Annotated in this window: 11 protein-coding genes and 1 pseudogene; all 12 read left to right on the top strand. The window is 66.3% G+C overall.

Annotation, left to right across the window (positions count from 1 at the left end):
* On the top strand, positions 1 to 1272 hold a 1272-nt coding region (gene mshA, locus ACRDUX_RS02485; protein ID WP_526410681.1), incomplete at its 5' end, for a D-inositol-3-phosphate glycosyltransferase.
* A gap of 74 nt (positions 1273 to 1346) precedes the next feature.
* Complete coding sequence (locus tag ACRDUX_RS02480) at positions 1347 to 1874, top strand: YbjN domain-containing protein (RefSeq protein WP_526410680.1); 528 nt, start codon at positions 1347 to 1349, stop codon at positions 1872 to 1874.
* A gap of 23 nt (positions 1875 to 1897) precedes the next feature.
* Positions 1898 to 2638 carry a phosphoglyceromutase gene (locus tag ACRDUX_RS02475; protein WP_526410678.1) on the top strand — a complete coding sequence of 247 codons (741 nt, stop codon included), beginning with the start codon at positions 1898 to 1900 and terminating at the stop codon, positions 2636 to 2638.
* A gap of 162 nt (positions 2639 to 2800) precedes the next feature.
* On the top strand, positions 2801 to 3991 hold the full coding sequence (locus ACRDUX_RS02470) for a sensor histidine kinase (protein WP_526410676.1): 1191 nt from the start codon (positions 2801 to 2803) through the stop codon (positions 3989 to 3991).
* Between the two features lie 102 nt (positions 3992 to 4093).
* On the top strand, positions 4094 to 4780 hold the full coding sequence (regX, locus tag ACRDUX_RS02465) for a two-component sensory transduction protein RegX (protein ID WP_526410674.1): 687 nt from the start codon (positions 4094 to 4096) through the stop codon (positions 4778 to 4780).
* 637 nt (positions 4781 to 5417) lie between these two features.
* A complete protein-coding gene (locus tag ACRDUX_RS02460) occupies positions 5418 to 6299 on the top strand; it encodes a glycosyltransferase family 2 protein (protein ID WP_526410672.1) in 882 nt (293 codons plus the stop codon).
* Between the two features lie 8 nt (positions 6300 to 6307).
* Entirely contained in the window at positions 6308 to 7264 is a 957-nt protein-coding gene (locus ACRDUX_RS02455; RefSeq protein WP_526410670.1) for a glycosyltransferase, read from the top strand.
* A complete protein-coding gene (locus ACRDUX_RS02450) occupies positions 7251 to 8258 on the top strand; it encodes a glycosyltransferase family 2 protein (RefSeq protein ID WP_526410683.1) in 1008 nt (335 codons plus the stop codon). The genes ACRDUX_RS02455 and ACRDUX_RS02450 overlap by 14 nt, the downstream gene beginning before the upstream one ends.
* Complete coding sequence (locus tag ACRDUX_RS02445; RefSeq protein WP_526410668.1) at positions 8255 to 9637, top strand: glycosyltransferase family 2 protein; 1383 nt, start codon at positions 8255 to 8257, stop codon at positions 9635 to 9637. The genes ACRDUX_RS02450 and ACRDUX_RS02445 overlap by 4 nt, the downstream gene beginning before the upstream one ends.
* Positions 9634 to 10995, top strand: coding sequence for a lipopolysaccharide biosynthesis protein (locus ACRDUX_RS02440; RefSeq protein WP_526410666.1), 1362 nt, complete (start codon positions 9634 to 9636; stop codon positions 10993 to 10995). Before ACRDUX_RS02445 ends, ACRDUX_RS02440 begins: the two co-directional genes overlap by 4 nt.
* Positions 10988 to 11794, top strand: a complete 807-nt coding sequence (locus ACRDUX_RS02435) for a glycoside hydrolase family 16 protein (protein ID WP_526410664.1) — start codon at positions 10988 to 10990, stop codon at positions 11792 to 11794. The genes ACRDUX_RS02440 and ACRDUX_RS02435 overlap by 8 nt, the downstream gene beginning before the upstream one ends.
* Positions 11787 to 12262 (top strand): annotated as a pseudogene (locus ACRDUX_RS02430) (hypothetical protein); the annotation flags it as partial. The gene ACRDUX_RS02435 and the pseudogene ACRDUX_RS02430, both read left to right, overlap by 8 nt.

Below are 12262 nucleotides of genomic sequence, written 5' to 3'. Positions count from 1 at the left end.
GCCGTGTTGTCGGTCCATACCTCCCCGCTGGCCCAGCCGGGTACCGGGGACGCAGGCGGGATGAACGTCTACGTGGTGCAGACCGCGCTGGAGCTGGCTCGGCGAGGCGTCGAGGTGGAGATCTTCACCAGGGCGACGTCGTCGGCAGACGCCCCGGTGGTGCGCGTCGCACCCGGCGTTCTCGTCCGCAACGTCGTGGCGGGCCCGTTCGAGGGGCTCGACAAGAACGACCTGCCCACGCAGCTGTGCGCCTTCACCGCGGGCGTATTGCGTGCCGAGGCCACCCACGAGCCCGGCTACTACGACATCGTGCATTCCCACTACTGGCTGTCCGGGCAGGTCGGGTGGCTGGCGCGCGACCGGTGGGCGGTGCCGCTGGTGCACACCGCGCACACCCTGGCCGCGGTGAAGAACGCGTCGTTGGCCGTGGGCGACCAGCCGGAGCCGCCCCTGCGCGCCGTGGGTGAACAGCAGGTCGTCGATGAGGCGGACCGGTTGATCGTGAACACCGAATACGAAGCCCAGCAACTGGTTTCGCTGCATCATGCCGACAAGGACCGCATCGACGTCGCGCACCCGGGAGTCGACCTCGAGACGTTCACCCCTGGCGACCGGATGCAGTCGCGGCGCGCACTCGGGTTGGAAGCCGACGAGAAGGTGGTCGCGTTCGTGGGCCGCATCCAACCGCTCAAGGCGCCCGACGTCCTGCTGCGCGCGGTCGCCAAGTTGGCAGGCGTGCGCGTGCTGATCGCGGGAGGCCCGTCCGGCTCGGGTCTGGCCAATCCCGACGGACTGGTTCAGCTCGCCGACGACCTGGGTATCAGCGACCGGGTGACGTTCCTGCCCCCTCAAACCCGCGAACAGCTCGTCGACCTGTACCGCGCCGCCGACATGGTGGCGGTGCCCAGTTACGCGGAGTCGTTCGGGCTGGTCGCTGTCGAGGCCCAGGCGTGCGGGACGCCGGTGGTGGCGGCCGCCGTGGGAGGTCTTCCCGTCGCGGTGCGCGACGGGGTGAGCGGCGTCCTGGTCGAGGGCCACGACATCGCCGACTGGGCGGCGGCGATGGGCGGCCTGTTCGACCGCGGCCCGGAGACCATGCGGGCGGCCGCCGTGGAGCACGCTGCGACCTTCTCCTGGGCGCACACCGTCGATGCCCTTCTGGCGAGCTATGGCCGCGCGATCACCGACTACCGTTCGCGACACCAGCGCACCGAGGCTCCGTCCCGGCGCAACGGGCGCCGCTTCTCGATCCGACGGGGCATTCGCGCATGAGCGCCCCGAAGACGAGCGCGAGTGAGGATCGCAGCGAGGCACGAGCGAGGACCGGAGCGAGCGGGAGTCGAGACATGAGCGCACTGGACGTCATCGAGGCAACGCTCAAGGACAGCGAGCTCGAGTACGCCTTCCACGAGGGTGTCGACGGTGCCCCGTCGGGCGTCGTCGTCGAAGTGCCCGGCGAACGCAGGCTGATCACCAACACGATCTTCACCGTCGGCACGCACTCGGTGCGCATCGAGGCGTTCATCTGCCGCAGGCCCGACGAGGACCACGAGAAGGTCTACCGGTACCTGCTGCGGCGCAACCGCAGGCTCTTCGGGGTGGCGTACACGATCGACAATCTCGGCGACATCTACCTTGTTGGCCGGATCGCCCTCGACTCGGTGACACCCGAGGTCATCGACGGCATTCTCGGACAGGTACTTCAGGCCGTCGAGTCCGACTTCAACATGCTGTTGGAGCTGGGTTTCCACTCGTCCATCCAGAAGGAGTGGGACTGGCGGGTCAAGCGTGGCGAGTCGCTGAAGAACCTACGCGCGTTCGAGCACCTCATCGACGAAGGTGACGACGAACGTGACGACCGAGGCGCCATCTAGCCTCGCGGGATAGCATTTCTCCCATGGCGACTCTGGTGCTGCTCCGTCACGGCGAGAGCGAATGGAACGCGCTGAACCTGTTCACCGGCTGGGTGGACGTCGACCTCACCGACAAGGGCAGGGCCGAGGCGGTGCGCGGTGGTGAGCTGCTCGCCGAGGAGGGCGTGCTTCCCGACGTGCTCTACACCTCGCTGCTGCGTCGGGCCATCACCACGGCGAACCTGGCGCTGGACGCCGCCGATCGGCACTGGATCCCGGTGCATCGCGACTGGCGCCTCAACGAGCGCCACTACGGGGCGCTGCAGGGACTCGACAAGGCCGCGACCAAGGAGAAGTACGGCGAGGAGCAGTTCATGGCCTGGCGGCGTAGCTACGCCACGCCGCCGCCGCCCATCGAGAAGGGCGCGGAGTTCAGCCAGGACGCGGACCCGCGGTACGCCTCCATCGGCGGGGGGCCGCTGACCGAATGCCTGGCGGACGTCGTAGCGCGGTTCCTCCCGTACTTCACCGAGGCGATCGCGCCCGATCTGTCGGCAGGTAAGACGGTGCTGATCGCCGCGCACGGCAACTCGCTGCGGGCGCTGGTGAAGTACCTGGACGGGATGTCGGACGCCGACGTCGTCAGCCTGAACATCCCCACCGGCATCCCGCTGGTGTACGAGCTGGACGATGCGCTGAAGCCGATCGTCCCAGGCGGGAGGTACCTGGACCCGGATGCCGCGGCGGCAGGCGCCGCGGCAGTCGCCTCCCAGGGCGCCAGGTAACAGGGCGGGTGCCTCCTTCGCGCCCCGGCGGGAGACCGTCGAGGCGAACAGCGGGTGAACTCCGGTGAACGGGGTCCAAACTCCTGTGTTTGTCCGTGTGACTTGTCCCGATTTGGCCGCACGCTGCTGGGATGACGTTCACCGAGTGCGTACGATTTTCGCGTGAGTGCGGTAGCGGCGCTGCTGATCGTGGCAGTCGTTTCCCTTCTCGCGTTGGCACTCGGCGTCTGGCTCGGGTTGGCGCTGGCACCACGCATCGCCGAACGCAGGCGGCGACGGGGAGTCGACCAGGACGGGATCACCGTCTCCCAGATGTTGCAACGGATCGTGTCGTTGGCACCGGTGGGCACCGTGGTCGTCGACAACTACCGTGACGTCGTCTACATGAACGAGCAGGCGCGCGACCTGGGTCTGGTCCGTGACCGGCTGCTCGACGACCGGGCCTGGGCGGCCGCGCAGCGGACGCTGGCCACCGGTCTCGACGTCGATTTCGACCTCGCCCCGGTGAAGCGTCAAAACCCCGGCCGATCGGGGCTCTCCGTGCGTGGCCACGTTCGCCTCCTGTCCGAGGACGACCGGCGCTTCGCGGTGGTCTACGTCGACGATCAGTCCGAACACGCCAGGATGGAGGCCACCCGCCGGGACTTCGTGGCCAACGTCAGTCACGAGCTCAAGACGCCGGTGGGCGCAATGGGCGTGCTCGCCGAGGCGCTCCTGGTCTCGACCGACGATCCCGAGACCGTGGGCCGGTTCGCCGAGATGATGGTGACCGAATCCAAGCGGTTGGCCAACATGGTCGGCGAGCTCATCGAACTGTCGCGACTGCAGGGCGCCGAGCCGCTTCCCGACCTGGATGCCGTCGACGTCGACTCCGTGGTGTCCGAGGCGCTGTCGCGGTACAAGGTGGCCGCCGACAACTCCGACATCGCGATCACCACCGACGCGCCGACCGGTTACCGCGTGCTGGGGGACCAGCCGCTACTGGTGACGGCGATCGCCAATCTGGTGTCGAATGCAATTGCATACTCGCCCAAGGGTTCCCCGGTCTCCGTCAGTCGCCGTCGCCGCGGTGACCACGTCGAGATAGCAGTGACGGATCGGGGTATCGGCATCGCGCGCGACGATCAGGAGCGGGTGTTCGAACGATTCTTCCGCGTCGACACGGCGCGGTCCAGGGCCACTGGTGGCACCGGGCTCGGGTTGGCCATCGTCAAGCACGTCGCGGCCAATCACAACGGATCCATCCGGCTGTGGAGTCAGCCAGGCACCGGGTCGACGTTCACTCTGTCGATTCCGGCCCATCCCGAGACCGAAGAGGAATCGGATGAACGAGAGGACCAGGCATACCAATGACCAGTGTGGCTATCGGCGCATCAATGGAAGGCACGAGGCAGTCATGACCAGTGTGTGGAGCGTGGAAGAGCACGCGTCGGCAACGGAAGGCACGAGACTCTCATGACCAGTGTTTTGATCGTGGAAGATGAAGAGTCGTTGGCCGATCCCCTGGCATTCCTGCTCCGCAAGGAGGGCTTCGAGGCGACCGTCGTCACCGACGGACCGTCGGCTCTCGCCGAGTTCGAACGCGCAGGTGCCGACATCGTGTTGCTGGATCTCATGCTCCCGGGCATGAGTGGGACCGACGTGTGCAAACAGTTGCGCACCCGCTCGAGCGTCCCGGTGATCATGGTGACGGCGCGGGACAGCGAGATCGACAAGGTCGTTGGGCTGGAACTGGGTGCCGATGACTACGTCACCAAGCCGTACTCGGCGCGCGAGCTGATCGCGCGCATCCGGGCCGTCCTGCGTCGCGGCGCCGACACCGACGACGCTGGGATCGGTGACGGCGTGCTGGAGGCCGGCCCCGTCCGGATGGACGTCGAACGTCATATCGTGTCGGTCAATGGCGCGCCGATTACGTTGCCGCTCAAGGAGTTCGATCTTCTCGAATATCTGATGCGCAACAGTGGCCGGGTGCTTACCCGGGGGCAGTTGATCGACAGGGTGTGGGGTGCCGACTACGTCGGCGACACCAAGACGCTCGACGTGCACGTCAAGCGATTGCGGTCGAAGATCGAGGGCGATCCGGCCAACCCGGTCCACCTGGTGACCGTGCGCGGGCTTGGCTACAAGCTCGAGGGCTGATACCCCGGCCCCTGGCCCAACCCCAACTCTTGGCGTCCTTTCGGGCCCCAAGGGGTTTTCCCCTGCGTCGGGGAGATTTGCGGCGTCTCTGCGCGCGCAGTCGTTCGGGCTGCTGCGACCGCTCCTTCCCCGGTGTCCTACGGCGAACCGAAGCGAAGAATCGAAGACATCTAGATTGATTTGCCAGAATTCAACTGGCTAGTAAATAAATGAGCCTCCACTGGCGTTCGACGTGACTGCCGGATGTGACCCTGGTCTCTAATTCGCATACTAAATGACATTGCTAGAACAGCATCTCCGTGCCGAAGGACGGTGGCGTGTCAAGCGCCAGCGAACGGGCACCATCGACATAAAAGATGTCTACCTGGTCTTATTGACCAACGCGGCAATCCAAAATGCATCGTTAGGCTAACGAAGTTGAACCGGAGCGCGGGTCTAAAAATTTTGCTTGCCCAGGTAACTAGCTACTGGTAGCGTCCGCATCGTTCTTGCATCACAAGTTGCCACAGCGTCGCTGTAGCGAACATCAAAGACCTTGCGCTCGCCATTCAAGTCTCCACCACGGACGGTCTCCGGCAAAGAGCTCAGCGTTTGCCAACCCCTGACGAGCGTGCATTGATAGAACGGGAGCCGCTTCATGACCGACATCGCGTCCTCGAACGGACATCAGATTGCCTCCGTTTTTTCCGTTCCCGATCCAGCGAGCGTGATCGGGACGACGATCGAAGCGACCGTCGTGGAGGCGCCTGCCAGGACTCCCCGTCGATCACCGAAGCCTTCGGTCATCTCCACGGTCAGTTTGGTGATTCCCGTCCGCAACGAGGCGCGAAACATCGCCTGGGTGCTCGATCAGATCGCCGACGACGTCGACGAAATCATCCTCGTCGACGGCAACTCGACCGACGCCACCCTGATCACCGCCCTCAGCGCGCGTCCGGACATCATCGTGGTTCCGCAGGAGGGCAAGGGCAAGGGCAGCGCGCTGCGAACCGGCTTCAGGGCCGCGACCGGCGACGTGATCGTGATGATGGACGCCGATGGCAGCATGGCGCCCCAAGAAATTCGGCACTACCTACACTTCCTGGCCAACGGCTACGACTTCGTCAAGGGGTCACGCTTCATCTGCGGCGGCGGTTCGCTCGACATCACGCCGTTCCGGCGGCTCGGGAACAAGTTCCTGCTGTCGGTCTTCAACAAGGCCTACTCCGCCCAGGTGACCGACCTCTGCTACGGCTTCTGTGCCTTTCAGCGGCGCTACCTCGAAGCGCTCGAGCTGACGGCAACCGGGTTCGAGATCGAATCCGAGATGGTCGTCCGGGCAATGCAGGCCGGCCTTCGAATCGCCGAGGTTCCGAGCATGGAGATGCCACGTCGCCACGGTGAATCCAACCTCAACGCCGTCCGGGACGGCATCCGCGTTCTGCGGACGCTTCTTCGCGACCACCGGTCGGGACTATCGGGACGGATCGTCCAGGCGTTGGCGAGCGCGAGGCGCCCAGCTCCGGCCACGGTCAGCTGACCGCCGCCATGACGATCACCAGCGCACCCCAGCCGGGCCGGGTGAATACGCCGAATCACCCAGGCTCGCCCAGGGTCTCGGTCTGCATACCGGCCTATCAAGCCGAACGCCACCTGCAGGCGACGCTCGAGAGCATCCTGGCCCAGGACGTCGACGGCCTCGAAATCGTCGTCATCGACAACAACAGCTCCGACGGGACGAGGGGCATCCTCGACCGGGTGCACGATCCGCGGGTTCGGGTCATCCGAAACACGTCGACGGTGCCCGTGGTCGACAACTTCAACCTCGCAGTACGTCGCAGTCGTGGGGAGTTCGTCAAACTCGTCTGCGCCGACGACATTCTCGCGCCGGGATGTATCGGAGCTCAGGCCGCGATTCTCGACGACCTCGACGACGTCGCCCTGGTTTCGACCAGGACGGACTTCATCGACGAACAGGGCAGACTGCTGCGACCGGCCCGAGGCCTGGCGGGCATCACGGGCCGCCACGCGGCGGGCCAGGTCATCAAGCGAATCGTGCGCAGCGGAACCAACCCGGTCGGGGCGCCCGTCGCAACCATGTTCCGGCGAAGGGACTTCGACAGATGCGGCGGGTTCCGCAACGAGCCGTGGCTTCCCGATCTCGACCTGTGGGTTCGTCTGCTGGCGCTCGGTGACTTCTTCGGCACCCCGAATACCCTGGCGGCCTTCCGCATCGGAACCGGGTCCATCACGGCATTGACGTCATCGAGTTCGCAACTGTCGGAGCAGAACCGGTTCGCGCACCGCCTCGCGGCGGATCCCCGATGGCGGATCACGACCGCCGACACCCTGTGCGGACGACTCAAGTCGATCGACATGCAGGTGCGGCGGACGGGACTCTACGGCGTGAGCGCCCTGCGCGATGCGCGCTACCGCAGCGTGCGTCGACGCAGGTCGCGCTCGCAGTTGGCGATGACGTCGGCGGGTGACGATGGTGGAAGCTGAATACCGAGTCATGGAGTGTCGAACGCTCTCCCTCTCGGACGAACCAGCTCCTGCCGACGTCGTCCGGATGTCCGTCGTCATCTGCTCCTACACCACCCGCCGCTGGGAAGGCCTTTGCCGCGCAGTGGAATCCGTTCTGTCGGAGCCGGCGGATCGAATCGACGTCGTCATCGTGATCGACCACTGCGACGAGCTCCATCGTCTAGCAGAGGACCGCTTCCGCGACGACGCGCGAGTCACCCTGTGCCGCAACCACGAACTGCCGGGTTTGTCCGGTGCACGCAATACCGGTGTCGCCCATGTCTCCGGTGACGTGGTGGCCTTCGTCGATGACGACGCCGAGGTGCAATCGGGTTGGGCCGAGACGTTGATGAGTCATTACGGCGACCCGCGGGTCGCGGCGGTGGGTGGATACGCGACGCCGGTATGGCCCGATGAGCGGCCGAAGTGGTTTCCGCGCGAGTTCGACTGGGTGGTGGGCTGCAGCTACGTCGGTCAGCCAAGCACCGTCGCCCCGGTGCGAAATCCACTCGGGTGCAACATGTCCGTGCGGAGCGACGTTCTCACCAGACTGGGGGCCTTCAGTCCAGAGGTCGGCAGGGTCGGTTCCCTACCCGTCGGCTGCGAGGAGACCGAACTCTTTCTGCGGCTACGGACGCGCCTGCCTTCCAGCCGCGTCCTGTTCGACCCGGGTGCGTCAGTGCGGCACTACGTCTCAGACGACCGCACCACCGTGCGGTACTTCGTCCGTCGTTGCTACCACGAGGGACTGTCGAAGGCCGTCGTGACCGAACTCGCGCCCGCCAGGGGCTCCCTCAGCAGCGAGCGGGATTACAGCCTGCGCATTCTGCCGCGAGCCCTACTCCGAGAAACGCTGTCCGCGACCGGGCCCGGCCTGGCTCGCGCCGCGATGATCGTCACCGGGCTGATCGTCACGACGGCGGGCTATGTCCGTGGCAAGCTCGTTCGACGGTTCCGGAGCGGTCGGACATGACGCATGCCGCTCCCGCGGAGTTGACGATAAGCCCGATATTGCCCGCGTCGGAGCCGCCGGTGTGGGGTGGTGCCGTCTGGATTGGCGAAATCTGGGCCGACGTCGTCGACATCGCGATCGAGCACGCCGCACGGCAACCCACCCCGGCTCGTTGCCGGCTGGAGGGCTCCGCTGGATTCGGCCGTGCCCGCGTTCTGATTCGGGCGGCCGACGCGCCGCTGGGGTACGCGGAGCTCGGCATCGCCGATGGGTCGGTCAGCTTGGACGAGCTGTGGTGCCGGGTCGAGGATCTTCGCCGCAGTGCTGCGTCTGCGCCTGCCGCATCTGGCGCGGCCGACTGCGCGCGGTCGAAGTCGCTCAGCGTGGTCATCTGTACCCGCGACCGCCAGGAGATGCTCCGCGGAGCCCTGGAATCCGTTCAGGCCCTTGACTACCCGGATCTCGACATCATCGTCGTCGACAACGCAGCCGAGACCGACGCCACTCGAGACTACGTCGTCGGCCTCTCCGATCGGCGGATCCGGCTGATAGCAGAGCCCCGTCCAGGGCTGTCCAAGGCGAGAAACGCCGGCCTACTGAACGCGACGGGGGAGTTGGTCGCGTTCACCGACGACGACGTCCTGGTCGATCAGAGCTGGCTGAGCAAGATCCTCGACGGATTCTCTCGCGGGCGAGCCGTGGCCTGTGTCACCGGTGTGGTGCTGGCCGCCGAGCTACGGACTCCGTCCCAGGTCTACTTCGATCGCCTGGTCGGTTGGTCGGAGATCACCCGAGCGCGCGTGTTCGATTCCAGCGATCCACCGTCTGACATCCCGCTCTTTCCCTTCGCGGTTCGCAACTACGGCACCGGTGCGAACTTCGCCGTCGACCGCGACGTGGTCATCGGGCTGGGTGGCTTCGACGAGGCGCTCGGCGCAGGCTCGTCGACCGGGGGCGGAGAGGACATCGACATGTTCGTCCGCATTCTGTGTGCGGGCGGCCAACTGGTCCACGACCCGGCCGCCATCGTCTGGCACCGCCACCGAGTCGACAACGACGGTCTACTGTCTCAAATCCGGAGCTACGGAACAGGTCTCGGGGCCTGGCTGGGCAAGGTCGCAGGCGATCGCACGACAGCCCGGCTCGCCGTGACCGCCAGCGTCCGACATGCCCCGGCGCTACTGCGCCATCTGGCGGCGCGATCTGCGACGGCCCGTCCCGTTTCGGCTGACGCAGCGCAACTCCCGGCCGGAATCGGCTCGGGGACATGGCGCGCAGTCCTGTCCGGTGCGTTGGCCTACCGCAAGGCGAGACGACGAGGACTGTCCCCGGCGCCACTGCTCGGGATCGACCGACGCGGTGCCGATGGACCGATCCTGACCGGGGCCGGGCAGCCGTGACCAGTCAGCCCATCACCGAATCGTCGACCGCCAGCACGGAAGGTGTGTCGAGAGGCGTCGGCGAGGACGGCGTGTCCTCGCGGCGCAATCTCCGCATCAACACGGTCGCCCTCGTCGCGTCGAATCTTGCCACTGGCGTTCTGGGACTGGCGTTCTGGGCCTTGGCGGCCCGACTGGTGCCCCCACGGGAGGTCGGCATCGCCGCCGCGGTGATCACATCGGCAGTGATGGTGTCGACGCTGTCCATCGTCGGCATCGACACCCTGTACGAGCGTTTCCTGCCGGTGTCGGGCAATCGCGCCAAGTCCCTGCTCAACCAGGGCTTCTTCCTGGTCGCGGTGCTCGCGGGTCTGGCTGGGGTGGCCGTGGTCGTCTTCGCGCCCGGGGAGCACCTGTTCCAGTCCGGTTGGGCGATGGCCGGCTATCCGCTAGTGGTGATGGTGCTTGCCGTATTCACGTTGCAGGACAAGGCGTGTGCGGGGCTCGGCGTTGCTCGATGGGCGGCAGTCAAGAACCTGGGGCATGCCGCGGTCAAGCTGGTCGCCCTGTTCCTGCTCGGGTTGGCGCATCTGGCCGGCTCGATCGTCTTGGCCTGGACCGTGACGGCCGCGGTTCTGGCGTCGGGCACGCTCATCGGCCTGCATCGCCGGGCAGGGTCACACTCTCGCTTCCGCCTGACCCCACGGCTGCCGCCGCCGCGCCAGGTGTGGTCCTACTTCGGCTCGTCCTCGGGCATCGCGGCGTTGTGGACGATCGGCCCGCTGGTGGTTCCCTTCATCCTGATCGCCAAGGTCGGCCCCGAGGCCAATGCGTACTTCGCCGTGGCGTGGGCGATGATCAGTGCGCTGTACCTCATGATGCACCTGGTCATGAGTCCGTACGTCGCAGAGACTGCGGCCCACCCCGACCACGTCCTCGCGCTGTCCTATCGCATGGTTGGCACCCAGTGCCTGGTCGCGGTGCTCGCCAGCTCCGGGCTGCTGGTGTTCGGCCCTCTGATGCTTGGTCTCGCGGGTGAGCAGTACCGCACACACGGCCAGAGCCTGCTGCACCTCGCGGCGGCCTTCCTGCCGTTGGCGGCGGTGGTTTCGATCTACGAGGGTTTTGCGCGCACAACACGCAAGATGCGACTGGTGCTGGCGGTGCAAGCACTGTCGACGACGGTGATCGTCGTCGGTTCGTTGCTGTTCGCGCCCACCCTGGGCGTCCAGGGCGTCGGTTGGTCCTATCTGATCGCCGAATCACTGTCGGCCGCGATTCTCATTGGTCCCGTCATCGTCTGGTTGCGACGGGTCGCCAGGGCCGAGGCCGTCCAAATGTCTTGCGACGAAGGAGTAATGGAGGAGCGGGTTGTCTAGGGGAACGTTGATCCGAATCGCGGCGATCGTACTCGCGGTCGCGTTATTGCCGTTGATCGCGCTCCAGGTGGTGAACGCCAGGGGCGAGACGGCGTCGGGATTCTCCGACGACTTCGATGGCGCCGCAGGGGCGTCGCCCGACCCCGCGAATTGGAACTTCGACGTCGGTGGGGGCGGTTGGGGCAACGGCGAGGCGCAGTCGTACACCCGCTCCACCGACAACGCCCGGCTCGACGGCAACGGGCATCTGGTCGTGGAGGCTCGCCGCGACGGTGACGGGATCACGTCGGCCCGGCTGACGACCAAGGATCGGTTCTCGTTCGTCCATGGCCGTGCCGAGGCACGCATCCGACTGCCGCGCGGTACCGGATTGCATCCGGCGTTCTGGCTCGTCGGCACCGACCTCGATCAGGTCGGCTGGCCGCAAAGCGGCGAGATCGACGTCGTGGAGTCCATCGGCGGTGCCGAATTCCTCTACGCCGGCGCGATCGGGCCGGATACGGGTGGTCAGGCGTACAAACTCGCTGGCTCCCGCACCATCTCGCCATCGTTCGTCGACGACTTCCACACCTATTGGGTGCAGCGGGATCCCGGCGTGATCTCGATCGGAGTGGACGGTCAGACCACCTCGGTCTTCCGGGCCGCCGACCTGGCTCCCGATCAGCAATGGGTCTTCGACAAACCGTTCTTCCTTCTGCTCAACGTCGCCGTCGGCGGGGACTGGCCTGGGCCCGCGGATCAGACCACCCCATTTCCCGCTGACATGTTGGTCGACTGGGTGCGGGTGACCCGTGACTGAGTTGGCGGTTCGCGTCGGCGAACTCCCGGTCGACGCCGCGCGTGTCGCGGACGCGCGGAGGCAGCGGATGGTCCCGTCACACGATCTGGAGAACTCGGCGCTTGTCTCGGCCGTGCTCGGTCTGTTGTCGTTCGCTCCGCTGCCTGCCGGCGTGCGGGCGATCCTGCTCGCAGTCTTCATCCTCACCGGACCAGGGTTGGCGCTGGTCTCCTGGGTTCGATTGCCGCTGCCGGCGTCCGTGGCCGCGGTTCCGGTGACGGGACTGTCCGTCATGGCCGGGTCGACCGCCGCGATGGCCTGGGCCAAAGTCTGGTTCCCCGGTCCTTTGGCGATGACTCTCATTGGTGCAGTCACGATTTCGGCTCTGGTCCGTCGTCGGCGCGCACGTGATGGCGGTAGCGCATCGGCGTTGACCTTCTCTGCACTCGCGAAATGGCTGGACCGGCTTAAGCCCGACCGGGTGTTGAT

This window comes from Mycobacterium sp. (assembly GCF_050701675.1).
GTDB lineage: Bacteria > Actinomycetota > Actinomycetes > Mycobacteriales > Mycobacteriaceae > Mycobacterium.
The sequence above is the reverse complement of the archived record's forward strand: the minus strand, read 5'-3'. Positions and strand labels throughout refer to the sequence as shown.